The sequence below is a fragment of the Pontibacillus yanchengensis Y32 genome (assembly GCF_000770635.1).
In the GTDB taxonomy this organism is placed as follows: Bacteria; Bacillota; Bacilli; order Bacillales; family BH030062; genus Pontibacillus; species Pontibacillus yanchengensis.
On record NZ_AVBF01000055.1, the window covers coordinates 1 to 26,714 of the forward strand.

Annotated in this window: 27 protein-coding genes; 18 read left to right on the forward strand and 9 right to left on the reverse strand. The window is 37.1% G+C overall.

Annotated elements, in window-relative coordinates; all coding sequences use genetic code 11:
- The first annotated feature begins 273 nt into the window (after nucleotides 1–273).
- The 3 genes from N782_RS21330 (at nucleotide 274) to N782_RS15870 (ending at nucleotide 1,634) form a co-directional block, all read left to right on the forward strand.
- Nucleotides 274–630: an MFS transporter gene (locus N782_RS21330; RefSeq protein ID WP_036822374.1), complete on the forward strand. Its 357-nt coding sequence runs from the start codon at nucleotides 274–276 to the stop codon at nucleotides 628–630.
- 16 nt (nucleotides 631–646) lie between these two features.
- On the forward strand, nucleotides 647–919 hold the full coding sequence (locus tag N782_RS21335; protein ID WP_036822379.1) for a hypothetical protein: 273 nt from the start codon (nucleotides 647–649) through the stop codon (nucleotides 917–919).
- Nucleotides 920–1,001: 82 nt separating this feature from the next.
- Nucleotides 1,002–1,634, forward strand: coding sequence for a YczE/YyaS/YitT family protein (locus N782_RS15870; protein WP_052111389.1), 633 nt, complete (start codon nucleotides 1,002–1,004; stop codon nucleotides 1,632–1,634).
- A 55-nt stretch (nucleotides 1,635–1,689) separates the two neighbouring features.
- On the opposite strand, the gene N782_RS15875 is transcribed toward N782_RS15870, so the two are convergent.
- Nucleotides 1,690–2,139 carry a hypothetical protein gene (locus tag N782_RS15875; RefSeq protein WP_036822382.1) on the reverse strand — a complete coding sequence of 150 codons (450 nt, stop codon included), beginning with the start codon at nucleotides 2,137–2,139 and terminating at the stop codon, nucleotides 1,690–1,692.
- Between the two features lie 23 nt (nucleotides 2,140–2,162).
- Nucleotides 2,163–2,903, reverse strand: a complete 741-nt coding sequence (locus N782_RS15880) for a thermonuclease family protein (RefSeq protein WP_237582679.1) — start codon at nucleotides 2,901–2,903, stop codon at nucleotides 2,163–2,165.
- Between the two features lie 152 nt (nucleotides 2,904–3,055).
- Between N782_RS15880 and N782_RS15885 the strand changes: the two genes are divergently transcribed.
- Complete coding sequence (locus tag N782_RS15885) at nucleotides 3,056–4,195, forward strand: amidohydrolase (RefSeq protein ID WP_036822385.1); 1,140 nt, start codon at nucleotides 3,056–3,058, stop codon at nucleotides 4,193–4,195.
- Between the two features lie 20 nt (nucleotides 4,196–4,215).
- On the opposite strand, the gene N782_RS15890 is transcribed toward N782_RS15885, so the two are convergent.
- Complete coding sequence (locus N782_RS15890; RefSeq protein WP_036822388.1) at nucleotides 4,216–4,713, reverse strand: hypothetical protein; 498 nt, start codon at nucleotides 4,711–4,713, stop codon at nucleotides 4,216–4,218.
- A 230-nt stretch (nucleotides 4,714–4,943) separates the two neighbouring features.
- Here N782_RS15890 and N782_RS15895 point away from each other — a divergent pair, with 230 nt between their 5' ends.
- Nucleotides 4,944–5,975 (forward strand): DmpA family aminopeptidase, encoded by a 1,032-nt coding sequence (locus N782_RS15895; protein ID WP_036822390.1) that lies wholly within the window; start codon nucleotides 4,944–4,946, stop codon nucleotides 5,973–5,975.
- Nucleotides 5,976–6,423: 448 nt separating this feature from the next.
- Nucleotides 6,424–6,786: a DUF948 domain-containing protein gene (locus tag N782_RS15900; RefSeq protein ID WP_036822392.1), complete on the forward strand. Its 363-nt coding sequence runs from the start codon at nucleotides 6,424–6,426 to the stop codon at nucleotides 6,784–6,786.
- 381 nt (nucleotides 6,787–7,167) lie between these two features.
- Here N782_RS15900 and N782_RS15905 read toward each other — a convergent pair whose 3' ends face one another.
- A complete protein-coding gene (locus N782_RS15905) occupies nucleotides 7,168–8,169 on the reverse strand; it encodes an aldo/keto reductase (RefSeq protein WP_036822395.1) in 1,002 nt (333 codons plus the stop codon).
- 166 nt (nucleotides 8,170–8,335) lie between these two features.
- On the opposite strand from N782_RS15905, the gene N782_RS15910 reads away from it, so the two are divergent.
- The 4 genes from N782_RS15910 (at nucleotide 8,336) to N782_RS15925 (ending at nucleotide 13,165) form a co-directional block, all read left to right on the forward strand.
- On the forward strand, nucleotides 8,336–8,863 hold the full coding sequence (locus N782_RS15910) for a DUF4367 domain-containing protein (RefSeq protein ID WP_036822397.1): 528 nt from the start codon (nucleotides 8,336–8,338) through the stop codon (nucleotides 8,861–8,863).
- 95 nt (nucleotides 8,864–8,958) lie between these two features.
- Nucleotides 8,959–9,156, forward strand: a complete 198-nt coding sequence (locus tag N782_RS15915; RefSeq protein ID WP_036822400.1) for a DUF4177 domain-containing protein — start codon at nucleotides 8,959–8,961, stop codon at nucleotides 9,154–9,156.
- A gap of 108 nt (nucleotides 9,157–9,264) precedes the next feature.
- The gene (locus N782_RS15920; protein WP_036822403.1) at nucleotides 9,265–11,646 is read left to right on the forward strand and encodes a penicillin acylase family protein; all 2,382 of its coding nucleotides are present in this window, start codon (nucleotides 9,265–9,267) and stop codon (nucleotides 11,644–11,646) included.
- A 301-nt stretch (nucleotides 11,647–11,947) separates the two neighbouring features.
- Nucleotides 11,948–13,165, forward strand: a complete 1,218-nt coding sequence (locus N782_RS15925) for a cation:proton antiporter (RefSeq protein ID WP_036822405.1) — start codon at nucleotides 11,948–11,950, stop codon at nucleotides 13,163–13,165.
- A 44-nt stretch (nucleotides 13,166–13,209) separates the two neighbouring features.
- Here the strand turns inward: N782_RS15925 and N782_RS15930 are convergent, their stop codons facing one another.
- The 3 genes from N782_RS15930 to N782_RS15940 form a co-directional block, all read right to left on the reverse strand.
- Entirely contained in the window at nucleotides 13,210–13,959 is a 750-nt protein-coding gene (locus N782_RS15930; RefSeq protein WP_036822408.1) for an NAD-dependent protein deacylase, read from the reverse strand.
- Nucleotides 13,960–14,003: 44 nt separating this feature from the next.
- Complete coding sequence (gene nfsA / locus N782_RS15935) at nucleotides 14,004–14,744, reverse strand: oxygen-insensitive NADPH nitroreductase (protein WP_036822411.1); 741 nt, start codon at nucleotides 14,742–14,744, stop codon at nucleotides 14,004–14,006.
- A gap of 133 nt (nucleotides 14,745–14,877) precedes the next feature.
- On the reverse strand, nucleotides 14,878–15,162 hold the full coding sequence (locus N782_RS15940; protein ID WP_036822414.1) for a YrhK family protein: 285 nt from the start codon (nucleotides 15,160–15,162) through the stop codon (nucleotides 14,878–14,880).
- A 1,143-nt stretch (nucleotides 15,163–16,305) separates the two neighbouring features.
- Here N782_RS15940 and N782_RS15945 point away from each other — a divergent pair.
- On the forward strand, nucleotides 16,306–16,674 hold the full coding sequence (locus N782_RS15945; RefSeq protein ID WP_036822417.1) for a hypothetical protein: 369 nt from the start codon (nucleotides 16,306–16,308) through the stop codon (nucleotides 16,672–16,674).
- Nucleotides 16,675–17,115: 441 nt separating this feature from the next.
- On the opposite strand, the gene N782_RS15950 is transcribed toward N782_RS15945, so the two are convergent.
- Nucleotides 17,116–17,835 (reverse strand): nucleotidyltransferase domain-containing protein, encoded by a 720-nt coding sequence (locus tag N782_RS15950; protein ID WP_036822420.1) that lies wholly within the window; start codon nucleotides 17,833–17,835, stop codon nucleotides 17,116–17,118.
- Between the two features lie 335 nt (nucleotides 17,836–18,170).
- Here N782_RS15950 and N782_RS15955 point away from each other — a divergent pair, with 335 nt between their 5' ends.
- Together N782_RS15955 and N782_RS15960 are read left to right on the forward strand one after the other, a co-directional pair.
- On the forward strand, nucleotides 18,171–19,148 hold the full coding sequence (locus N782_RS15955) for a daunorubicin resistance protein DrrA family ABC transporter ATP-binding protein (RefSeq protein WP_036822422.1): 978 nt from the start codon (nucleotides 18,171–18,173) through the stop codon (nucleotides 19,146–19,148).
- Nucleotides 19,141–19,920 (forward strand): ABC transporter permease, encoded by a 780-nt coding sequence (locus N782_RS15960; protein ID WP_036822424.1) that lies wholly within the window; start codon nucleotides 19,141–19,143, stop codon nucleotides 19,918–19,920. The genes N782_RS15955 and N782_RS15960 overlap by 8 nt, the downstream gene beginning before the upstream one ends.
- A 579-nt stretch (nucleotides 19,921–20,499) precedes the next feature.
- On the opposite strand, the gene N782_RS15965 is transcribed toward N782_RS15960, so the two are convergent.
- The gene (locus tag N782_RS15965) at nucleotides 20,500–20,883 is read right to left on the reverse strand and encodes a gamma-glutamylcyclotransferase family protein (RefSeq protein WP_036822427.1); all 384 of its coding nucleotides are present in this window, start codon (nucleotides 20,881–20,883) and stop codon (nucleotides 20,500–20,502) included.
- Between the two features lie 431 nt (nucleotides 20,884–21,314).
- Here N782_RS15965 and N782_RS22225 point away from each other — a divergent pair, with 431 nt between their 5' ends.
- The 5 genes from N782_RS22225 to N782_RS15985 all read left to right on the forward strand — a co-directional run bounded on the left by N782_RS22225 (nucleotide 21,315) and on the right by N782_RS15985 (nucleotide 26,519).
- Nucleotides 21,315–21,407, forward strand: a complete 93-nt coding sequence (locus N782_RS22225) for a putative holin-like toxin (protein ID WP_420805601.1) — start codon at nucleotides 21,315–21,317, stop codon at nucleotides 21,405–21,407.
- Between the two features lie 959 nt (nucleotides 21,408–22,366).
- Nucleotides 22,367–22,663, forward strand: a complete 297-nt coding sequence (locus tag N782_RS15970) for a rhodanese-like domain-containing protein (RefSeq protein ID WP_036822430.1) — start codon at nucleotides 22,367–22,369, stop codon at nucleotides 22,661–22,663.
- Nucleotides 22,664–22,830: 167 nt separating this feature from the next.
- Nucleotides 22,831–23,958 (forward strand): MBL fold metallo-hydrolase, encoded by a 1,128-nt coding sequence (locus N782_RS15975; protein WP_036822433.1) that lies wholly within the window; start codon nucleotides 22,831–22,833, stop codon nucleotides 23,956–23,958.
- Nucleotides 23,959–24,221: 263 nt separating this feature from the next.
- Nucleotides 24,222–25,367, forward strand: a complete 1,146-nt coding sequence (locus N782_RS15980; protein ID WP_036822436.1) for a hypothetical protein — start codon at nucleotides 24,222–24,224, stop codon at nucleotides 25,365–25,367.
- 12 nt (nucleotides 25,368–25,379) lie between these two features.
- Nucleotides 25,380–26,519 carry a hypothetical protein gene (locus N782_RS15985; RefSeq protein WP_052111391.1) on the forward strand — a complete coding sequence of 380 codons (1,140 nt, stop codon included), beginning with the start codon at nucleotides 25,380–25,382 and terminating at the stop codon, nucleotides 26,517–26,519.
- Nucleotides 26,520–26,714 lie beyond the last annotated feature (195 nt).

The window sequence follows — 26,714 nt, forward strand, 5'->3', positions numbered from 1 at the left end:
ATAAAGTATCGGACCTCACCCTTAATATATCTCGAATCCAAGTCTTCAATATAATGGTGCTTATATGGAAGAACATACAAACTATTTCATTTATTGTATCGACAACAAACGTTAACTAAGCCTACTTATAAATAGTTTGATTTGAATCGCTAGGAAGGATCAAAAAAGCAAACAAGGGTAATGAGATTTCTTTCATCCGTGATATGAAAATAACCTTGTATAAAAATACTTATCATGCTCCTTCTTTTACCAAGCATTGATGAGATATTTCAAATGTCTAATTTGGTATCTGGTATTATTTCATCTCTCTTTTATCTTGGCAATTGTTATACAATCATTTTCTCTACTGTTATGACTTCAAAAAAAGGTCCAAAACCATTGATTTTGTTAGCGGGTATATTTGCTGTGAGCGGATTACTAATTATTAGTAGTTCACTATCAGAATGGATGCTAGCATTTGGTGTTCTTCTGATAGGTGGTAGTACAGGGTTAGTATCCCCTCCTTATGGTGCAGCTATTGCCTTTTGGATAAAACCACCTCTTCAAGGAAAAGCCAATGCATGGATTAATGTTGAAAAGATTGGCTTGCAGTCCGCTTACACTCTGTTTGGATTACTGATGGGCCATTGACCCGATTTTATTGTTTATGGAACCAGGGAACGTTGTAGTTTCATATGTTGGAGCAGCCTTATTTGGGATTGCAAATTTATTTATGTGTGGTCTTCTCATCGTTTGGGGCATTCGTGTATTCTCATCTAATGCTTCCCTTGGAATTGGGGTACCTTTCCTAATGCTATCCATAGGCCAAGTGATTGGTTCCGTTTTAGCAGGCACGTTTATCGGTTTGATTGGATATGGTATAACGTTCTTTATTTTCGGTATTATTTCAGTAATAGCCTCATTTTTAAGAACGTCTTAGCAATATAGCTGAAAGCACTTGAAACTTCATGATGATTAAGGTAAAGTCAAATGATGTCTTTAACTATATGGGAGGGAGAAAGTTGAATCGTATCTATTTAAGAGCCATGTACTATACATTTGGCATAGTAATTCTGACGATGGGGATTGCTTTGACGATTTTTTCTAAACTAGGTACTTCACCTTTTGATGCTCTCCTCGTAGGTTTATATAGAACATTTGGGTTAACCATTGGCAGTTGGGAGATTGTCGTCGGGTTTAGTATGGTTGTGTTTAATGCTATTGCTGAAAAACGTCGTCCAGAAATAATAGCCCTTTTAACCTCTTTCCTTACTGGAATTGGGATTGATGTATGGGTTCATATTTTCAGTGGATGGATGGAGCCCAGTTCCTTGTTTGCCCAATCTTTGTGCTTACTACTTGGTATGATTGTTTCTGCATTAGGAATTGCGATAAATCTTCAAGCTGATTTTGCTCCCAATCCTTTTGATCGAATGATGCTTGTTGTGAAAAATTTAATGGGGACAACGGTATCATTCTCGAGAGCATTAATAAGTATCGTTCTCGTCATACTTGCTGCATTGTTTGGAGGAGCAATAGGTGTTGGAACAGTTATGATAGCCTTTTTAAGCGGAGCAATCATCCATCTGTTCATGAATTTTATTGACTTTCTCGATAGAAAACTATCAAAATATATCCCTATTATAGAACATTAGTAAGCGCAATTCTTTATAAAAGAATTGCGCTTTTTAGGATGGATATAGGTGACAGTCACAATTTTCCATCATCAATCCACTTGGTGTATTGAGCAGTGCTTACGATAGCAGTTAGTAAAACTAATAATAATAAGATGACCCACATGGCTAGAGTACCTGGCGTATAGGTTTCCATCGCCTGTGCATGCATAACAACCCAAGTCCCAAACCCAAAGAACATAAGATAAAAAGCTAAAGAGGGGAAAAACCACAAAATACGATTGCGTTTATTGATGGGTACGTTTTTAGAGTCCATATTTTTATGATCAGCTATAAACGTTAGGGTAGTTAATAGTATAAAAACAAGCCCCATTAAAGCTCCATAAAGTGTAGTATGCAAGAGGTTTTGGTCTGGGTTTGGCCCTATTGGACCTGTTTGTCCTTGTGATTTTGTATAATAGCGTACTCCTAAACCTAAATAATATATAAGTGTACCGGATAAAAATATAATTCCTTTTGCTTTCATGAACTCACTCCAATATCATGCTTTTATGGAAGGCTTTCACATGCAATGCCATCACCATCGCGATCAAGCCGGTGTTTATCTTGTTCTGGTCCACCAGCTGCAGTGAAGAATTGTTGAGCTACCTCTTGTTTTGAGAAATCGCTACAATCTCTATCTTTACCATTAGGATTATAGGGGAGATTATCTATATTACTATTCTCTTCAGCATTGTATTGTGGCTGCTTATCTACTACTTCTTCTCGAAATCCTTCTTCGGTTACATATCCATTGATACTCCATATTCCCTTCTGTTGGCTTTGAGCTTTCTTTTCTGCTTCTCTTAATTTTTCTACATATTTATCATTTGGTGGGTACACATATCCCACTCTAGCTAGTCCTTTAGCGACCACTTTTTTATTGTACATAGTACCGTCAACGTACACATAGGCAAGTAAGCGATTGTACTTATCTCGTTTGGTAGTACCTAGCTCCAAAGAGATTTCCTTTTTGTTCATAGTTTTCTTTGCATAGCTAGTAGCTTCAGGTCCAAATGGTTGGACTGGTTGACTTGGATGATTTGTTTCCGGTGTATCAATTAAAAGCATTCGAACGGTGTCTTTTTTACCATTCATTTTTATTGTAATCGTATCTCCGTCAATAACTTTTACTACTTTAGCTTGGATTCTATCCCTATGGTTTTTTTGATTAGAAGTAGAAGAGGGGTTTTGTGACTCGGAAGCGCAGCCTGCAAGTACTAGAGCGAGTATAGTTGTTAAAATTTTCATATGTATTACATTCATTCAATGGCTCCAATCTAATTCTTCCTAAATAATTACTTTAACACAAAGGGAGCATAGATGAAATTTTATTAATTGTCTGTTTATTTTCTTATTGGAAATAGATTACACTAATTATAATAGAGGAGGAGTGATTATTTATGATCGCAATTATAAATGCTAGTGGCTACGATGGAACAGGGAAGACCTTTGACGAAAGTACCATATTTATAAAGGATGGTATCATAGAAAAAATATCAAAGGAAAAGCCATCACAGAACTATGAAACTATTAATGCAAAAGGGAAAATCGTAACACCAGGTTTAATTGACGTACATACCCATTTAGGTGTTTTTGAACAAGGAATTGGACAAGAAGGACATGATTTTAACGAAACAAGTAATGCTACAACAGCTGAAATAAGAGCGTTAGATGGAATAAATCCTTTTGATAAAGGTTTTGAGGATGCCAGGTCTGGAGGAGTGACAACGGTTCAGATTCTCCCAGGGAGTGCGAATGTTATCGGCGGTGAAATGGTTGTTGTAAAAACAGCAGGTACAATTGTGGATGAGATGGTACTAAGAAACCCTTCAGGATTAAAAGCTGCTACTGGCGAAAACCCAAAGCGAGTGCATGGAGGAAAAGGGAAACTTCCGAACACAAGAATGGGTGTTGCAGCATTACTACGAAAGAAATTAATAGAAGCACAAAACTATGTGAATGCCCTGGATAAAGGGGATAAAGAGCGGGACTTGGAGATGGAGCAAATCGCAAAAGTACTAAACAATGAGATACCTCTCCGAGTACATGCTCATCGATCAGAAGACATAGCCACTGTTCTAAGAGTGAAAAAAGAATTTGATATTGATCTCACTATTGAACATGGGACTGAGGGACACATGATGATAGATTACCTTACCAAACATAAAGATGTAAGCATAGCTGTAGGTCCAACAATGACTTCTAGATCTAAAATCGAATTAGCAAACCGTGGTTGGCATACACTAACGGCGTTTGCCGAAGCTAATATCCCTTTTACGATTACGACAGATCATCCAGTAGTAACGATTGAGCACTTAATGACTAGTGCTATCATGGGAGTTAAACACGGACTTGATGAAGGTATAGCTATGCAAGCTCTTACACTGCATGGTGCCAAACATCTGGGTATTGCCGACCGTGTTGGATCTTTAGAGAATGGTAAGGATGCTGATTTAGTAATATGGAATGGTGATCCGTTCGACTTGCGTAATAGCGTGGAGCAAACGATGATTAATGGAGAATGGGTTTTCAATAGCTAGTATGATAGGAACAACACTAGCTATAAAATATTCCAATCTACTAGAAGGTTGCGAAGTAATATATTCTGTTGAATATAAAGTATTACTAAACCGAGAAACAAGCTTAATACATTCATAGACCAATTGCGTCTTGTCTTATTTTGTCTTCGTTCCATTAAGAAGGTTATTACGTATAAAGCGAAAGCAGAAATAACAAAGTTATAATAATTGTTTAGTTCGGTGATTTTTTCTGCAATCCTCTGTTGTTTATAAGAATCATCTATATCTATAGAATAGCTTTCTGCAAGGCCACCCATTGCATTATGTTCATACACAGTATCTTTGTTTACATTGTATGAGAATCCGAAGGGGCTAGTTAAGAAATGCGGGAAAGCATGAGGTCCTAATATGATAAGACATATAATTAAAATGATAATGATCTTTTTTAGAAAAGTTAATAACCCACTCTTACCATTATGTTTGAATCTAGTTCGAGTATGTTTTATATCTTCTATTAGAGTCGTTAAGTAACGTTTCATAGAATCTCCTTCTACAAAGGTGAATGGATAAGTAAATGAGGGCTCTCTGCTTCAAATTCCTGACAGACATATACATATGTATATGGTAGGGCTGAGTAAGCCACACAAATCTCCTTTCCATTATATTACTATTCTATGTTATAGTTCGCAAGATGCATTTCCCGGGGAATGATAGCGTTGGAAGTAAAGAACATCTTAAAAATAACCTATGTAACAAAGGAGTTCGAGACATGAGGAAACGAGTTAGAGAATTAGGGGTCATGATAGGTGATCTTCCTATTGGTGAAGATAATGCAATAACGGATGTGCCAGGTGTGCTAGTGGGCCATGTTACTTTGTCTGAGGATTTAGATAATAAGGATGCTATTCGTACAGGGGTAACTGCCATTCTTCCTCATCAACAAAATCCTTATCATCGTAAAGTACCCGCTGCAACTCATGTTATGAATGGGTACGGAAAAGCAACTGGATTTGTGCAAATTGACGAATTGGGTGAAATCGAATCACCAGTTATGCTTACAGGTACATTTACAACAGGATCTGTAATGCAAGGTACAATGGAGTACATGATGGGGTGTACTCCAGAGATAGGTGACACAACTGGGTCTATAAATACGGTGGTCGGGGAATGTAATGATAGTTATTTACATACTGCAAGAACATTTGCCGTAAAACCAGCACATGCCATCCAAGCAATTGAGCAGGCAACATCCAGTTGTGAAGAAGGTGGCGTAGGTGCAGGGACAGGTATGACTTGCTATCAATATAAAGGGGGAATAGGGACGTCATCACGTATGGTTCAAGAAAAATGGACGGTTGGTGTACTTGTGAATACAAACTTTGGACGTCGAAGTGAATTTGAATCAGGGCGCTATAAAGCTCCTAATGACAATCATGAAACACCTGCCGGTTCAATAATGGTGGTTATCGCAACAGATGCTCCTGTTTCCGATCGCCAGCTAAAGCGCATTGCTAAACGTGCATCAGTTGGTATCAACCGTACTGGTGGACGGATACACCATGCAAGCGGTGATATTATTATTGCGTTTTCTAATGCTAATGTTCGCCCTCATTTTAGTGAAGAGGAAGTTATCCATTCTTCTTATATGAAAGAGGACACAAAAGCATTTCACTATCTGTTACAAGCTACAATAGAAGCAACGGAGGAAGCGATTCTAAATTCATTGACTATGGCAGAGACCACTACTGGAAGAAATGGTAGAACGATAGAGTCTATATCTTATGATGTGTTTAAATCTTAAAGAATCCTTACATTAATTCGTTGTTGTATAGGAAATTATAAAATTCAATGCTTGTGTATAACTAAAAAAGTGAAGTGGCCACGTCCAGCTCCAGCGCCCAGCGACTAGTATGCTTCCCTCGCCTCCGTACGATAAGTTAACATCGAATCACTACGTTCTTCGTGTTGCCTTTATCTCCTACGGAATCAGGGGAAGTTCGATTAAGATCGCTGCATCACGCAGCAACATCGAACCAACCCACGTCGTGTGGGCCGCAGCATATACGTCGCTACCCGGGCGCTTGCGCTTTTGTTCTTTCTACAATCGCTTTCAACAATTGATATCCCATCGAATTCTTGGATAAGGTTATATGAATTTTTCGTTTTATATAGTCCTCTTGATTCTGTTATTAAGGAATGTGGGAACCAGCCCTCTCATAGACTTAGAGAGAAGTAGGGAGGTGGTCCTAATGCTTGAGTGGAGTGTTACTATTGTAGCCATTGCATTTATTATTCTTGTAATTTATTTGATTTTGACATTACGAAAAGTTATGGCAACACTAGCTGAAACAAAGGAGACGCTGTCTGGAGTCCGGAAATCCGTAAAAGGAATTACAGATGAAGCAGAAGAATTGATTAATAACGCTAACGATATTTCGGTTGACTTAAAAGAAAAAATGGAAGCCGTTGATCCTTTAATTGAGTCTGCGCATGATGTGGGGGATATGGTACACGATGTAACTAGCTCAATAAAAAGAACTGCTTTGCATAAGAACAACAAGAAAACCATTCACACACAGGAAAGTAAGCCTGTGCAAATTAAAATGAAGTAAGGTGCAAAAAGCTGTATAGAACGAAGGGAATAATTGTTTGCATCTGAAGGCGAGCCTTCCTTAGTCTGCCTCATAAGAACAAAAAGAGAAGTCCCCTGAGGGCTTCTCTTTGTACTTAATGAGTACGTTTGTTTTAAAACCAATCTCTTTTGAATGGAGAAATAAAAAACTTTTTAAACGAGCTAGACCTCATTGTGAAATTCTCTATGTAGAGCGGCAAGAAAATTTAAATAAAAAATGATGAGAATGGAGTCATATTACCAAAAAAAGAGTATCAAATTAACTGTAATTTGATACTCATAAGGAATGCATTTTCAACTTTTGTATTCCAAAATTAAACTACTTAGAAAATGAATTTAAACTCTTTTATCAGTAGAGGTCTTATAGATTCAAATCCTGACGACTAGGTGGGGCCATAAATTCAGGGCCAACTGGATCTTTTATATGCTTAACAAGAATATCATCTATATCCTTTTGAGTTTGCTCATCAATCTTAAAGTCCATAACCTCATCAATTGGATTCATTTGATCTGGACGACGTCCGCCCCATAAAGCTGTACCTGTTCCGGGCTGATCAAGTATGAATCGAAGAGCTAGGTGGATGATGCGCTTATTAAAACGATCTTTAGCTAGTTGATCCAGTTCATTTACAGCATTGATGTACTGTTCGAATCGAGGTTGTTGGAACTTTGGATCATTATTGCGTAAATCATCACCCTCGAATTGTTTACCCGTTGTCATTTTTCCCGTCAATAACCCACGGCATAGACTGCCATATAAAAGAGTATGCAAGTTGTGCTCTTGAACATAAGGAAGAATATCTTCTTCAATTCCTCTTTCAAACATATTATATGGCGGTTGAACGGTATGCAGAGGAGCTGCCTCACGGAATGTATCCATTTGTTCAGGGGAGAAATTACTTACCCCAATGGAACGAATTTTGCCTTGTTTGTATAAATAATAAAGGGCTTCTGCTGTTTCATGAATTGGTACAGTAGGGTCTGGCCAGTGTACTTGATAGATATCAATATAATCCGTCTGAAGACGTTTTAATGAATCTTCGACTTCTTTATGAATGCGTTCTTTGGAAGCATCACGAAAGACTTGTTCATCTTTCCAGTTCATGCCTACTTTGGTGGCTAGTGTTATATTTTCACGTCCACCGTACTGTTGAAGAGCTTTTCCAACGATTTCTTCTGATGTACCAAATCCATATACTGGAGCTGTGTCTATAAGACCAATACCTTTATCTAAGGCAGTATGGATGGTTTTAATAGACTGTTGTTCGTCAGTACCACCCCACATCCAGCCTCCGATTGCCCATGTACCGAGGCCGATACGTGTTGTCTCTATTCCAGTATTGCTTACATATTGTTTTTCCATTATTTCCACCTCCATAGATCGTAACCTTTGCTACTCTTAGAAGATGTACCCTGTAGGACTGAAATTTAACCTTATTGGTATGCATCGATTGATCAATATGAACATAGCATGTTTGCTGATTGAATTGAATAAGGTACTAGTAGTAGCTTGTCTAGGAGGAGTTGACATGATTAAAATCTCTCAACGTTTGTTGATGGTATTTTTTATAAGTTTGTTTATGGGAATAGGTGTACTTGGGTTGATACGAGCTGAAAAGGTTGTGATTCCGCAAGAAGCACTTGAAGCAAGTGATTCAATTGAATTGCCCGAGCCTCTTACGAAAGTGAGTAATGTCATAGAGATTGAGAACGCTGTAGGTTATGCTGTGCCTACATTAAACTATCTTCCAACCTCTTATGAATTTGAAAGTATGGGCTTTCGAGCTTCAAATCAGTCTTATCTTGTGCGTCAAACCTACATTAATCCCGGTAAGGGTCATTTAACATTTGAACAAAAACCTAGCAGCGAAAGGGACCAAAAAATAGGTTTTGAGGAAAAAATCATTAACTTTGATACAAGAGAAATTGCTTTATATAGCAAAAATGGAGACATCTATGAAGCTGTTTGGGAGACGCCAACCTATGTATATTCTTTATCTTCAGTTCGGCCATTCCCTCTTGAAGAATGGAAAAAAATCATAATAGGCCTTAAATAAGTAGAAGGTATAGAACAAAACATTCATTTCATTGATATATAGGTGTTTAAAATGGGTAAGGAATATAGTGAAAGGTTAATAAAGGAGGATACGTTATGTACCGTTATAAATTTGTTGAGGCCACAATTGGTGGTGTCTTTTCTGAACCCTCCTATCGTCAAATTATTGATGAGCATGCAAAAGATGGTTGGAAGCTTGTTCAAGTATTACCCATTAATTACAATGGTCATGGAAAACCAAAATCGTATGAAGTCATCCTAGAACAAGTTGTAAATGAAGATGCTGAGGAGTAGTCTTGTGAACACAAGGCTACTCTTTTATGTGAATCAGTTTTTAGTGGAATTTACAGAAAATTCATAATATAATAGTACTATTATAAGGGGAACAAAGGGGGAGAAATAATGGAGGTTGTACAGCAAAGAAAAAGAGAGACCAAACTTAAACGATGGCAGAAAGTATCCTTAATATTTCTGGGTGTATTTATTGTTCTAATTATTTCCGCACTCATTTTTGTAAACGGTTACATAAATAGAAGTTTACCACAAATTGAAGGAAATGTTTCCCTAGCAGGACTTACTGAGACAGTAGAAGTCATTAGAGATGGTCAAGGTGTGCCACATATAAATGCTAACACAGATCGAGACTTATTTATGGCACAGGGTTATATCCAAGCTCAAGATCGTTTGTTTCAAATGGATATGGCTCGAAGACAAGCATCTGGGCGTTTGAGTGAATTGGCAGGTGAAGTGGCTCTTGAGCGTGATAAGTATTTTCGAACATTAGGGTTACGGAGGGCAGCTGAAAAATCATACCAATCCTATTCAGAAGATGCAAAGCAGGTGATGGAGTGGTATGCAACTGGAGTTAATAGGTTCATTGAACAGGCAAAGTCCAGTAACAGCTTACCAATTGAATTCACCTTAATGGGTGGGGAGCCAGAGAAGTGGACACCGATAGATTCACTGACCATAGGAAAGTACATGGCATTTGACTTAGGAGGGCATTGGGAACGACAGGCGTTTAATTATTTTCTTTTGCAAAACCTCCCTGAAGAAAAGGCGAATGAGTTATTCCCAACCTACCCTAATAATGCACCGACTATTATGAAAGAGGAAGAAGTAAATATTTCATCATTGCTTAAGGAAGCTGTCCTGCCACATCCTTTTAATGGGAGCAATAATTGGGTTGTAAGTGGTGATAAGACTGCTTCAGGTAAACCACTATTAGCAGACGATCCTCATTTAGGATTGGCTACACCATCTATTTGGTATCAAATGCATTTATCATCCCCAAATTATGAAGTAAGCGGTGTAATCTTTGCAGGTATCCCAGGCATCATTCTCGGACACAATCAAAACATTGCATGGGGGGTTACAAACACGGGTCCCGACGTACAACAATTATACTTAGAAAAACGAAATCCTGATAACCCCAATCAATTTTTATTTGAAGGTGAGTATGAAGAAGCTACTGTAATCAATGAGGATATTAAGGTGAAGGATAGGGGAAATGTTGATTACGAAGTTATAGAAACAAGACATGGTCCAATTATTTCAGAGTTTGCCAAGAAGAGCGGCAAAGAAACTGCCTTATCTCTTCGTTGGACTGCGCTCGACGCGTCAACAGAATTAGAAGCGATTCTGGAAATCAATCAAGCTACCAATTGGAAGCAGTTTGAAGAGGGATTAGAGAAATTTTTAGTACCAGCTCAAAATTTCGTTTTTGCATCCAAAGATGGCACGATTGCTTATAAAGCAAATGGAAAAATTCCAATTTATGAGGAGGGATCAGATGCATTATTGCCTTTAGAGGGCTGGAAAGAAGAAAATGAATGGAAAAATTTTATCCCTTTTGATGAGTTGCCGACAGTTGTAAATCCTGATAAAGGATTTATTGCTACAGCAAATAATAAAGTGGTTGGAGATGAATACCCGTATCACATCTCAAATAACTGGGCTCAACCTTATCGATATCAAAGAATAGAGGAAGTTTTGCAAGAAAAAAATAAATTAACGACTAAAGATATGAAGGAACTGCAAATGGATCAGAAAGATTTACGAGCGCAAGAATTTGTTCCTATTTTTTTAGAACAAGTAGATGAGGAAGGTGTGAATGATTACGGAGCAAAAGCGTTACAATTATTAAGACAATGGAATTATGTAGATGATGTAGAGGCACCTGAACCTCTTATATTTAATAGATGGATGAAGGCATTTTCCGATCGATTGTATGAAGAGCAGATTCCAGAGGGGATGATGGAATTTTTCAAAGGTAGAGGACAAACGACAGATGAGCTTATTAGGAAAGTATCAAGTGGGGAAAATGTTACTTGGATAGAAGATCAAGGTGGGTTATCTAAAGCGTTAACTCTATCGTTGAATGAAACAATAACAGATCTGATTGATGAGCATGGAAAGGAAATCACAAGTTGGGAATGGGGAGATTTTCACAAAGTAGAATTCACTCATCCATTATCTAGTGTGGCATTTTTAGACCGTTTCTTTAATCCAAAAGATCCAAAACCTGTAGGTGGTAGTAAAGTTACCGTTATGGCAGCTAGTTATGACTACAATGAAGGAATTGTTGATCATGGAGCCTCATGGCGGTTTGTGGCTGATTTAAATGATTTGTCATCTGCAAGCCACCTAGTCGGTCCAGGTCAATCTGGACACTTTCGCAGTAAATGGTACCACAGTCAGTGGGATAACTGGGTGAATGGTGGATACCATGAAACGAAAACAAAGGATTATCAAGGAAAACAATTGATGTTACAGCCTGAATAACAGAGGGGTACTTTTCATTCATTTGAAAAGTGCTTTTTTTTGAAAAATCCACACAGAATAATTTGAGTGTTTTATGTATTTAATAAAATACTCACGCTTATGTATTAAGCTTTTCATATTCTGCAATATTTTGCAGGGAAATCTTTATAGTAGTATGTTGGAATGATCAATGCCACTATTATTGTGAAAAAACATCTATCAAAAAGATAATGAATGGAATTATATTACTTACAAAAGGGTATGATACACAAGAACTCACTTTCATACATATGTGTTTATTGACTATTTTAGGAGGCTTACCATGCACGGTTTTCATGATGTATTTATTCAGATCTTAATATTACTCGCTGTTTCAGTAACGGTTATAGGGATAGCAAAAATCATTAAAGAACCATATTCCATTGCACTAGTGCTCGTTGGAGTACTATTAGGCGTCACTGAGGTTCCCTATATTGAAGAGGCAGAGCAGTTTATAACTCAGTCAACAGTGTTTCATGCCATTATTATTTCATTATTTTTACCTGTACTACTAGGGGACGCAACATTGAAAATGCCATTTTCTCATCTAATGGATTTAAAGAAAACGGTCATGTCACTAGCATTTTTAGGTACGTTTTTATCCTTTATTATAATAGGATTCAGTGCATATTTCTTACTTGGGTTACCCATTGTTGTATCCTTTACTTTTGCTGCCCTTATGAGTGCAACGGATCCGATTAGTGTAATATCTATTTTTAAAGACTTAGGTGTTCCTCAAAAATTCAGCACCATCATGGAAGGTGAGTCCTTGTTTAATGATGGAATAGCTGTCGTTTTATTTAAAATTTCTACACTTTACTTATTAACCTATATTGATATGGGGTTAGCCGGAGTAGGGGAAGGGGCTTTAATGTTCCTTAAATTTGCTCTTGGTGGTGCTATCATTGGTCTGGTTATAGGATATATATTCTCGCAAATCATCAGGGTGTTTGACGATTATCCTTTGGAAATTGCATTGAGCATGCTGTTATTCTTCGGAAGTTACTTCATTGCAGAACATTTCAAAGTATCTGGTGTAATTGCGGTTGTAATTGGTGGTTTACTGTTTGGAAGCTATGGTAAGAAAATTGGTATGTCTGAAGAAACCAAAACCAATATCAACACCTTCTGGGATACGATCACCCTCCTTGCTAACTCCATTATCTTTTTAATGGTTGGAATTGAGATACGTGAAATTGATTTCTCAGGGAAGTGGGGACTTATTGCATTAGCGATTGTAATCGTGCTTGTAGGGAGGACAATCGCCCTTTATACATCCACAAGTTACATTAAGCATTTAGGCGCAAAAGAAAAAATATTATTAAACTGGGGTGGGTTACGAGGTAGTCTTTCCATTGCTTTGGCATTAAGTCTTCCGGAGGATTTTGATGGTAGGGAGGAAGTATTACTATTGACCTTCTCTGTGGTACTGTTCTCTCTCGTAGTACAGGGATTAACATTAAAACCACTTATTAAAAAATTAGGTCTTGCGAATAAGTAATAAACAATCCCAGCCGCTTGGTAGATGTGGCTGGGATATTTATGTTACATGTTTTGTTTAATTTCTTCTATTGCTTGTGTTAAATCATCGTGAACAACATAATCAAATAACTCATCTTTAGCCGTTTGCTCACGGTTTATTAAAATGGTGGGGAGGTTACGTTGATATTTGGCGTAATCTGGTAAGAAATTAAAAGGCATAACGAATAAAGATGTACCTAAAACAAGTAAGACGTCTGCTTGATCGATTATTGCTTCTGCCTCATCATGCTTAGTGATGGGATCGCCAAAAAGTACGATGTCAGGCTTTAAGATATCATTACATACATGACTTCCATAAGCAGTAGTGCAGCGTGGAGTGTCATGTGCCATAACATGAGATAGTCCGTATTGCGTGCCACAGGTAGGACATGTAGCTGTTGTAAGAGAACCATGGTATTCAATAACTCTGCTGTTACCGGCTTTTTCGTGAAGCCCATCTACATTTTGCGTGATAATTGTAACTTCTTTCCCTTTGTCTTCAAACTCTCGTAAAAAGGAATGCACTTTGTTAGGTTGATAATTGCCAACTAGTTTTATTTGAAAAATATCTTTATACTTTTTCCAAAAGTCCACCGGATGTTCCTGGAAGTAACCAGATGACATATAGTACTCCCTTGAACGATCCTGCTCCCAAATTCCACCAGCAGAACGGAAATCGGGAATACCGCTTGCAGTACTTACTCCAGCACCTGTTAGAACTGCTATTCGATTTGCTTTCTTTAAGGTAGTAGCTATAGCTTCCCCGTGATGCATCTTTTATCACCTCTTGCATAAATCTAGGAAAATTGTGTTGCTAACTATCTTTTATTAAATCCTTTTGACTGAACAAACTCTGATACATCCATGCGCATAGGTTTCTGAAATCGACGAAGCATTTGCTCTGTCCATGAATCCTTGCGGTTATTTTGACTTCGATGTTTATAATATTCTCTTATTGTGTCATCAAAAGCTTCAAGTTCAGTCGTTTGGTCTTGTTTATATTCATTTTCAAAATAGATGCCTTCTCTGGATAGGCGAGGCTTTTGTTCAGGTTGTTTCTCAGGATAACCTATCACCATCCCGAATAAAGGTATGACATGGCTTGGCAGAGAAAGCAAGGAATCAACTTGTTGGATGTTATTGCGAATACTACCGATAAAACACATTCCTAAGCCCATAGATTCAGCGGCTATCGCAGCATTCTGGGCTGCGAGAGCTGCATCAATAGATGAAACCAATAGATGCTCTGTATTTTCTAAGTTTGCAAGCATGTTATCCTTTTGCTCTTTAGTAGCTTTTTGTTGGTGTCGATATAAATCAGCACAAAAAATAAATAGATGAGCATTATGTTGCACATAATCTTGCCCTGTAATTCTTGCTAGTTGTGCTTTTTTGTCTTCATCTGTAACACCCATAATGGTATAGGCTTGCATATAACTCGAAGTGGAAGCCATCTGTGCAGCTTCTATAATGGCAAAAATTTGTTCATCTGTTACTTTTTCATCTGTAAATGCTCGGATAGACCGATGGTTTAAGAGGGTTTGTAAGGTTTCATTCATAGGTAGACTCCTTTATGTTGTAATCAAATAGGTCGTTAACAAAATAAATCTCACTGCATACTAGCAATGAGATTGTCCCCCTACAATTATATAAAAACACGACTACGAAAAGAAAGTAATCCACATACTCGATCTATTGCAAAGAGTTATCTTTTTGAACACGTTTGAAATGTACTCTATGCACAATACGAATAAGTGGTCGAATTAATAGCTGAGCGCTTCCAAGCACAAATAAAGTTGTTCCCCACATTTTAGTTGCTTCCCAATAGAAAAAAATACTTCCGATTAAAAACCAAAGACCAATAAGCACATCATTTATATTATATAAAATTGTGTAACGCTGTTTGAAGAATACTTCATATCTTCCTAAATGTAGATCTATTTCATTTTTGGTCTGATTTTGATTTGTTTGGCTCATTTCTTACCCCCTCCTGATATTATCCTTATATCCGCATAGAGTTTTATCATAACTTCTTTTTTTATAACGATATAATTTTAGGTTTATGAAATTATTTAAGTATAGGAAGTAGATAAGTGCAACCTCTTTATTTAACAATAGAGGCATAATGTTATAGACCTGGATTTGAGATGTTTGTTGGTTAGGGAGTGGATCCGATATCTAAGTAGGATTAAGGTTAGGTAAGGAACAACTCGTTTTCCTGCGGACGAGCTGGTAATTTTCCTCGTGCCAAAAATGCGGACCTGCGGGGTAACACCAATTACTTTATCCTTAGGGAGTTTTGCTGTGTTTTCCACCAAACCTTGCCGATATGCTGTTACGGAACCTAGAATACGGTGGACAACTTTTTTTGACGGACATATATGCTCTTATTTTCAGTGAAAACCCTCTTTTGGAGAGGCTAACGGACATATGGTACCTTATTTGAGAAAAAACACATTTTATAAAGGTGATTTTGGCTAAATAGCGAACTGAATGTCCGTTACGAATGCAAAATAGTCTTCAAATCGAAGAATAAGAGACTTTATGTCCGTTAGCATAGTATTACTTTGTGTCATAAACCAATCCTCGCTTCTCGAATACCTTTATTCAGAAAATGACCCATTCTAAACTGGCCATTTATCCGTTCATCTGAATATCGCGGGAGGTGGTCGTGGCACAAGGAGACTCCCGCTTTGTTCGACTAGGATCGTCACATCGTGTGACCACGTCTACCGACCCTACGTTGTATAAGGTCGGTAGGACGAACCTCTTTTACTTAATACCCAGATAGATTACTATTTAGCATATAATTAAATGAAGGACGAGTTTTTTTGATGTTAACAAAAATACTAGATATGTTATCATAATATAAAATACATGAAAGTGATTACATCAATACTTCATACCCTCGCAATCCAAACAAAGTCATTTAACAAATTAATGTGCAAATATTAATTAATAGTTATTCAATAATACAACCACCACACCACTTTTTTGAAATAACGTTAACCATCCGGTGGTTTCTCTGCTATTTAATTATCATAAGGAGTTGATATGCTTTAGACGCTTGCCCTTCGTACTTGTACTTAACAGCTTAGCCTACGTAAAGGTGAGGATATAATGGGGGAACTAATTGACCTTGAAATCAGACGAGCCAGAAAAGAATTAAAGGAATACACCAATTCCAAAGGTATAGCCTATGAGATTTATTTGACTGTTGTAAAATATGTTAATGAACATCTTGATGAAGGTTACAAAAAGCCAGTTGAAAATTTAACAACAGAAACCCTGTTAGAGCTTGTGTACCAAGGTGATCGGGAGCGATTTAAAGCAACATTTCAAGAGCTTATGCACTACTGGAAGCTAGATATTGATATGGAAGATGTACAAACACAAGAAGGTATATTCATCACCTTCAAAACGGTGGGGGATTTATGTATCTATATTGAGAAAAAAGTAAATAAGCGATCTGATAAAGAAGGAAAATAAAGATAAAAAAACAAGGCTTTTCTATCAAAACAAGCCTTGTTTTTTTATTTTATAGCGAAATAGTAAAATTCAATGCTTGTGTATAACTAAAAAAGTGAAGTGGCCACGTCCAGTTCCAGCGCCTACCCCCCACGGGGTCTTAAGGCAAGCCTCGCTGTGGCAAAAAACGCCACTTCGAGGCTTGTCTTAAGCCTGTCGGGGGTGACCAAGGCGCCCCGAGCTTTTGCATCGTCCAGCTCCGGCGCCCAGCGACTAGCAAACTTCCTGCACCTCCTTACGATAAGTCAACATCGAACCGCTAGCGCTCTTCGTGTTTCCTTTATCTCAAATAATAAGAGGAAGTTCGATTAAAATTGCTGCGTCACGCAGCAACATCGAACCAACCCACGTCCTGTGGACCGCAGTTTGTACGTCGCTAGCAGGGCGCTTGCGCTTTTGTTCTTATCTAAAATCGCTTGGTTTACCTACTGAAAATCCATCAAATAAAGGACCTCCATATGGCTTTAATGTTAATTCTACCAACTTTTCAACCTCATCCATTTCCCCGGTGCGATAGAATTGATCGAATGCCCTAGTAAAATGTTTTGCATACTCCTCATCATATCGTTTTAAAGCGCGAATAACCCATTTTCCTTTTCCTATCCATTGCTGATTTGTACGTAGATAAAACTCGTGTAGTTGGTCAGCTAATAAATTAGCTATGAAAATAGCCTCTGCACGATGAATTGCTCCTTTTAAATCTTCTGCTGTGTCGGTGATAAAATAACGTTTTAATTGAATGGTTTCTGTATCCCATGACTCAGGACCTTCAGCTAATCTATTAGCAGCTTCCTCTTTTACATTATTGATATGTTCTGAGCCTTTTAAAGGCATTCCTTCTACAATCATACGTGGAAGGCTAGGGATACCTTTTTTACAATCTTCATCAAAGAAGTGCCTATAAGAAGTTCGATTATGCACAAAAGCTTCTACCGGCCAATTTAACGAAAAAAATGACTCTCGAAAAGAATCAGTAATTGAAAAATCAAATATTACGAGGTCTAAATCGGAAGTTGCTGTGGCTTCATCTCGTACAACACTTCCTGCCAAAATGGCTGCCTCACTTGATGGATAACGTTCCTCTACAATCTTCTTTGCATCCAAATATGCTTGTTCTTTCACCCAATCATCCTCTCAAAATATAGCTAATGTCTACATTGTAATCTTTGTGGAAAATATATGAAAGTGATTACTTTATGACTAAATGTTTGCTCATAAATATAAGGAAAATAGTTATCAGTACTAATTTTGTGTACATATGTATTCTACACATAAATATGATTTTCTTTCCTTCGAAAAGAGAATGTTTAGCATTTGTATTTCGTTAAATAAAATAGTACTTTTAGTATAGTCGATTTTATATTATGGGTTTCATTTAATTTCGTATTAAGAAAGAGGAATAATTAAAGGTTTGGATAATACATACATATGGTAGTTCAATAAGGAGGTCTAGAGTTATGGTGAAAGGTACTATTGAAGTTGAACATCTTACCAAAACATTTAAAAAAGGGAATGTTCAAGCCGTTAAGGATGTAAGTTTTAATGTTAAAGAAGGGGAGTTCTTTGCCTTCCTAGGACCAAATGGAGCAGGGAAATCAACGACAGTTCAAATTCTAACTACACTGATTAATGCTTCATCAGGGAAGGTAGAAGTTGCGGAGCAAGATGTTATTCAACATCCACATGAAGTTAGAAAACACATAGGTGTGGCTCTTCAAGAAACTGGAATCGATCCAAGTTTGACGGGGAGAGAGATGTTGAAACTACAATGCGGTATTTTTGGATTCAATAAAGAAGAGGCCTCCAAGCGAACAAATGAATTATTAGAAGTAGTTCAGTTAACAGAATCAGCTGATCGTATCTGTGGGAATTATTCTGGTGGAATGCGTCGCCGTCTTGATTTAGCGCTAACACTAGTAAATAAGCCTAAGATTCTTTTCTTAGATGAACCTACAACAGGATTAGATCCGTCGAACCGAAAGAGCATATGGGAGTACTTAGAACGCTTAAATAAAGAAGAGGGCACCACTATATTCTTAACCACCCAATACTTAGAAGAAGCTGACTTTTTGGCCGATCGTATTGCCATTATTGATGGTGGCAAGATTGTGGCGGAGGGAACACCTCCAGAGTTAAAGTCACAAATTGGGAACGATTTAATCACTATGGACTTCACATCAGAGAAAGAAACAAAGCAAGCAATGGAAATATTGAATGAAGAGCTTGAAGCAACAGATCTCGTCAATAAAGGACAACAACTTGTTATGTATGTTCAAGATGGAACGAAACGTTTAATGGAAGTAGTACGCGTGCTTGACCAGCATAGTATCCCAATTCAGAGTATTAATGTGGACTCTCCAACTTTAGATGATATTTTCCTAAAAATTACGGGAGAAGGTATTGGTGAACAGAAAGGGGAAGTAAAGCATGGGTAATGGATTAATAAAAGACATTTGGTTGCTATCGAAACGCAGTGTACAAACAACATTAAGAAGTCCTTTTTCATTTATTCCCAATTTACTAATCTCTATGTTCTTTTTGGTGGTCTATGAGAGTGGGTTAAGTGGCATATCACAATTACCTGCCTTTGACGGTGCAGACTATCTCGCCTTTATTCTTCCTGTTTCAGTCGTTTCTGCCGCAATAGGTGGTGCAGGGGGAGCAGGTCAAGGGATTGTTAAGGATATTGAAAATGGCTTTTTCTCGAGACTACTGTTAACACCTGCATCACGTCTTTCCATCGTTCTAGGACCGATTATCGCGGGAATGCTTCAATTATTTGTGCAAACTCTCTTGATTATAATGGTCGCCTTTTTCATGGGTTTAAATGTAGAGACTGGTTTCTTTGGAATTATTATTGTACTATTAATAGCGATTGGATGGGGACTTGCATTTGCAGGATATTCAGCTGGAGTAGCTTTAAAAACTAAAAATGCTCAAGCGGCGCAAGCAGGGACTCTAATCTTTTTCCCACTAATTTTCTTAAGTACGACATTTGTACCTTATGAACTAATAGAAGCCACGTGGTTGAAAGTAGCGGCAACAATCAATCCAACCACTTACATCTTCCAAAGCATGCGAACCGTTCTTATAGATGGTTGGCAATGGTGGGAAATTGCCCAAGGTTTCATCGCCATTGCCATTGCCTGCACGATTACGATTACATTCGCAACTGTTTCTGCGAAGAAAGCGGTAAGTAGAGGCTAAAACTCCGTTGCCAATGCTGAATGTGTTAGTTCTAACACTTTATGACTATCAAAACTTCTAAGTATTAGAGAAGAAATATTAAAAAAATCCTCCCAGCCATAAGGTTGGGAGATTTTACTGTACTAATATAAAAGCTTGTGAAAGTATCTTAGAAATTGTAGAGTCACGATAATATCAAGAGCTAAGAGATACCATTTTTTCTTATTTTGAGAAACACATTAAGCCCAATCCAACATAGTATAGGAAAAAGAACGAAGTGAGGAGATCGTATGAGATGGAACGATTTTTTGGACTTAATAGTTCTACTCTTATTATGTGGTGGCGTTATCCTTCATGCGCAGGAACACATATCAGATTTTATGATTTCGCTCATTGCAGCCCCGAGTATGTTCTATATTATGGTACTTAGTGAAATAATAAGAAGGAAGACTAGGTGAACTGACAGATTAAAGAAGTAAAGTCTTTTCGATTTCGTTTCGGGAAGCTTTACTTCTTTTTATTGTTTATTATAGATAGGACACGTTTATTAAGCCTACTAAAATCACCATATATTTTCTATTTTAATTTATCCTAATTTCTTTACTTGGTTTGGTTTTGAAATGTCTTCCAACAACCTGAAGTAATCTCTTCTAAGTTTTTAACCTTAGCATCTGAATAGATATATGCGTAACCTTCTATTTCATTATTGTTATCTTTAACCCAAACACGTTCATAATGATTGTTAGGATGATCTGGTTCGTAACCTTCTAGGAAGTCCAGACCAATTAATCCTTGATCCGATACCGTAAACCATTCTCCACTTACCCTGTTCGTAGGGTGTAACACGAGAGCAGGAAATGCCCCTACATTAAATAATCTTCCTGTTACATTTCCTTTATTTCTTTCAATAAGATAAGGAGACACGATATGGTGGTTGTGCTCACCTGGTAAGAGAGTACCATATACAAACACATTATACGTCATAGTTATTACCTCCAAAAAAATAGGTTGTGCACAAGATATTAGAAAACAGCAAAATTGTCACGGGTTTTGTAAGAGAATATGACAGGTCATAATCAATGTTTCATGAACATGCAAACGCGTGTGTGTTGTTCCTGATTAACATTGGAGACTACTCTCATTAAGTGTCGAAATACTTTGAAGAAAATGTTTTACAGGGTTTAAACTTCTTTTATAGATTCAAAACTTCTTTTGTTTTAATGAGCTAATAGTAGGATATAGAAACAAAATGCGAACATATATTCGTGTTATGGGGAAAATTATGGTACAATCATATGTGATAGCTTTCCTAAGGTAGTAAATATTGGATACTGCTCGTTAGGTGAAAACCTTTCATGTCACATAAGTAGACAAGCGGTATCTAATAAAACCTATTTACCCTCAATGGAAGGGGGGTGGGCAGTATAGGTATCTATGAAGTATTAACATTAATGATCGCATTTGGAAGTCTTATGGTGTTGATTGTCACATCAAACCATAAAAAATAACCCCCTATGGCGGTAGGAGGTTTAAGTATTGAAGTTCCTAACTGAGAAAGCTATCAGGCTGTGGCACAAGCTACAGCCTTTATTCATATCAATTACAATCATCATACCATAATTTAGGGCATAAGTCACATAGGAAGGGTTTTTCTTTGCCTTAATAAAAATGTGTTTTTAAATCAAATAGTACATATAGTATTCATCTACGAGCGAACCCTGTATCATAAGAGATTTATATTTGGTTCCTTCAATCGAAAAGCCAACTTTTATAAAAAGCGATAATACATGGCCCAGTGTACCATAAAGATAATAATACGTTTAAAATAAAATAGAATTTGGTACATTTATTTATGTATTTTGTAATATTCCCTCGAGGGTACCCTTTGATTTTTGGAAGGAGATTAAATTAGTGATGATAAAGTCTTTAACAAGGATTAGGCAAAGAAATTAATTGATCTAATCGCGAAAAAGCCGTACCAATCAATAAAGTGTTAGAACTATTGCAACTAAATGGTGATGAAAAAGTAGCTGATTTAGGAGCGGGAAATAAGCAATTAACATTTTACGGAAGATAGTCTTTTTCTTGTTTTGGATTGGGAAGCTGTTGAATAAGAGCAAGGACCTACATTAGGTCATAGAATTTCATCTGCTGAAATGGCTGAACAGTTAAATGAGGCAGGTTTTGAAGTTAAATTAGGTCACTTAAAGGATGATGTTTTTTATATTGTAGCAAGCAAATAATTAAGAAACCTAACAGAGGTGTTGACTATCCTATCGTTTTGTTTTATTATACCCCTAGGGGTTAATTGATGATGAGAAACAAAGCATTGTTTGTGCATAAAGCAAGATACAATGTTATCCTAAAAATGGTATTCTTATCAGAAATTGATTGAAAAGGATCATTATAAAATCTGTAATAAAATACTCTTTATACGAGGGTATGTAAAAAATAGGAGGTACTAGTTATGCGTACTATGACAGCTGAAGAAGTTCGTAAACAGCTAGAAGAAGGAAAAACACTTAATATTGTTGATGTTCGTGAGGACGAGGAAGTAGAAGAAGGTAAAATTCCTGGTGCAAAACATATTCCTCTTGGTTCTATCGAGGATAGACACAATGAACTGGATCCAAAAAATGAATATGTAATGGTATGCCGTTCTGGTGGTCGCAGTGGTCGCGCTGCTGAATTCCTAGAATCTAATGGCTATGAGGTCATTAATATGGAAGGCGGCATGTTAGCTTGGGAAGGTAAAACAGAATAAGCTAAAATATTTCAATTCTAAAATGGCCACCATCACGGGTTTTGTTCTAAACTAACCTGTGGTGGTCAATCGATTTTTATATAGAAGTATGGTAAACCATGGATAGGTAAATACTTTTTACCGTATCCAATTTTTTTCATTATTATAATACGGTAGGGGGTAAAAGGATGAGCAAACCGTTAAAACCACAACAAGTTGCTAATAAAGTTTTGAAGCAGAAACCACTTTTCATTTTAGATGTGCGTAATGAAAGCGAGTTTCAAGATTGGAAAATAGAAGGAAACTCAGTAGAAATTATAAACAAACCGTACTTTGATTTGTTGGAAGGGGTAGACCATATTTTAGAAGAATTGCCAAAAGAAAATGTCCTGGTCGTTTGTGCTAAAGAAGGTTCTTCTATTATGGTAGCTGACATGCTTGATGAAGCAGGTCTTGAGGAAGTGTATTACCTTGAAGGTGGCATGAAAGCTTGGAGTGAATACCTAGAACCAATCAAAGTAGGTGACCTTTCAGATGGTGGAGAATTATATCAATTTGTACGCCTTGGAAAAGGCTGCCTTTCTTATATGGTAATTAGTCAAGCGGAAGCTATGATTATAGATGCGAATCGAATGATTCAACCCTATTTAGATTTCGCAGAGGACCATGGCATTACTATTAAGCATGTAGCTGATACACACTTGCATGCAGACCATATTTCGGGTGGAAGGAAAATTGCAGAGGAAGTAGATGCAACGTATTGGTTACCACCTAAAGATGCACCCGAGGCTACATTCCATTTTGAATCACTAGAAGACCAAAAAGAAATCCAAGTTGGTAACACAAATATCCAAGTGGAAGCTTTATATACGCCAGGTCATACGATAGGATCTACTTCTTTTGTAATTGATAATCAATACCTTCTTTCTGGAGACATTCTGTTTGTGAAATCAATTGGCCGACCTGACTTAGCTGGTAAGGCTGAAGATTGGGTTGGAGATCTTCGCAACACGCTTTATGATCGTTATAAGGATTTATCTGAGGAATTGCTAGTACTTCCTGCTCACTTTGGCTCAATGGAAGAGATGCAAGAGTCGGGGATTGTGGGTAAAAAACTAGGTGAGCTATATAGAGATAATAAAGGCTTACAAGTTGAAAATGAACAAGAATTTCGTCGCATGGTTACAGAGAACTTACCACCTCAACCAAATAGTCATGAAGAAATTCGTCAAGTAAACATGGGTAAATTGAATCCAGATGAAGATAGGCAACGTGAAATGGAAATTGGACCGAATCGTTGTGCAGTAAGTGAATAAAAATTTTAATACTATTAAAAAGGAACCGACTATTCAACGAATAGTCGGTTTTTATCTGCTTTAAAAATTTTATATTAAAATAATGTTTTATTTTTGATAGAGGTGGTATTTTCTTTATTGTCGTTACTTATTTTAAGTTAGATTTGTTTTTATGTATTGGTACACTTCGAAGCTTGGAAACAATAGATTTTATTGTTGCAAGGAATAGGGAAGCCCAAATAAACTAATACTTGCTAGATAACATAGAAGGAAGGGGGAGATTTATGGAAAGGATAAGAATAGGAGTCGTTTCAGCTCCAGAGCTCCCAACAGATATTGCTCAGAAATTGATAGATAAACTCCCTTCATTATTAAATGAACACATAGAAGGAGACATTACCTTTTCTGTCAATTTAGAAGTGGACCCATTAGTAGGTGCTGCAGAAAACATTCATGATACATTAGATGAAGCTGTTGAACGGAAACATGACCGATCTTGGGATTTTGTCATATGTATAACAGATCTCCCTATCTTTTCATATAAAGATGTTGTAGCTGCTGATGCGAGTGTTCGTCATGGATTTGCACAAATTTCAGTTCCAGCATTTGGTTCAATGCCTATGAGAAAAAGAATTCAAAATGCAGTGGTGCAAATGGTCAAAGAATTATATATTCCCAAAACCCTTGCAAACGAATCGAAACATAGCAAAAACCTATTTCAGAAACAGTTCCCATTTTCCAAATTAAAACGTAAAACACCAAGTAATGAGGAAAATGTGGATGTTCGTTTTGTCATAAGCCCTAGAATGACTGGTAAAATGAGACTAGTATCTGGTATGACATTCGCGAATAGACCATGGACAGCTCTTGGCTCATTTAGAAGGGTATTAGCGTTAGCATTTGCAACGGGCTCTTATATATCTATTTTCAAAACACCTTGGAAACTAAGTGTGACTTATTCGAATGAACGTTTCATACTATTAATGGTCATTGCTATCTTAAGTATGGTGGCTTGGGTTATTTTTGCACACAATCTGTGGGAGAAACCAACGACTAGAGGAGATAAGCGATTACGCAGGCTATACAATCGCACTACATTCCTGACGTTATGTGTCACAGTCGTTATAAATTATGTTGTACTTTCTATTATGTTTCTTGGTGCAATTGCAATTTTTGTTTCACCAGAGTTATTTAGAGCTTTTACAGGTTTGAAAGAAGAACCGAGTGTTTTGTATTATTTTCAACTTGCCTGGCTTGTTACATCACTGGGCACTTTAACTGGAGCAATTGGTGCAGGACTTGAGGATGAATCGGTTATTCGAGATATTACTTATGGGTATAGGCAAAAAAGACGAAATAGCGAAATACAGCAAGGAGAAAAAACAGATACCTCTCAATACGCATACCCAAAAGAAAATAAGAATGGTTAGGAGGTGAACAACTTGCAAAATGTAAAGGTGGGTCTAATTCCAGCTCCAGAATTACCGACAGAAGTAGCTGAAAAATTATTGAACACACTCCCTGAACAATTTAATAAATTTATAGATTCAAGTGTTTCCTTTGAGGTTGCTCTAAATATTGATCCAATGACTGGTGCAGCAGAAAATGTAGAGGAAATATTATATAAGGCATCGGACTTAAAGGAAAGAAAAGGTTGGGACTATGCTATCTGTTTAACAGACCTTCCTATATTTACAGAAGGATACGTAGTTGCTGCGGATGTAAGTGTTAAACATGGAGTTGGACAAATTTCTATACCCGCATTCGGATCTATGCCTATAAAGCGCAGGCTAAAAAAGGCAATTGTACAATTGTTTGGAGAATTATATTTTCAGTCGTCTTCCTCTGAGGAATCAACGTCTGGTATGGCGCAAGGGGCAATTCGCCCGAACCGTAATCAAACAGCGTTCCGTTTACTAAAAAAGCAATTTCCTATATCACCGGTTCGTAGAATAGAAGATGATGGGGATAGTGAGATTGATATACGTTTTATCGTGGTACCTCGTATCAATGGCAGATCAAGAATATTAATTGGAATGGCTCATGCTAATAGACCATGGGGGATTATGCCATCATTTAAAAAAGTAATAGCACTAGCATTTGCTACAGGAGCATTTGGACTCATTTTCCCCACCTTGTGGCAGTTAAGTAATTTATTCACTAATTTGCGATTGATTACATTAACAGTAATCGCTATTACAGGCATGGTGGTTTGGATTGTGTTAGCTCACAATCTATGGGAAAAGCCTGCTTACCGTAACAAACGAAAATTACGCAATCTATACAATAATGCCACATTAATAACATTAATAGCTGCAGTTATGATGTATTATGTAATGTTGTTTGCCTTGTTTTTTATAGCCGTAGTAATCTTTATTCCACCAGCATTCTTTAAAGAAATGGCATTTCTTAATGAACCTGCAGGTGTTATAGATTATTTACGGTTATCGTGGCTATCTACCTCTATTTCCACTATTGCTGGTGCAATAGGAGCGGGATTAGAAAATGAAGAACTAGTACGCAATATCACATATGGATACCGTCAAAAAAGACGATATCAGGAAGTACAACAATATGATTAAATTCCTTTACGATCTTGTTATGTATCAATTTAATAAACAATTTAACACCTCAATATCAATTGAGGTGTTTTTATTATATAAATGGAATAATATTTCTTGCCATCCAGGAAATTATAAAATTCAACGCTTGTGTATAACTAAAAAAATGAAGTGGCCACGTCCAGCTCCAGCGCCCAGCGACTAGCAAACTTCCTG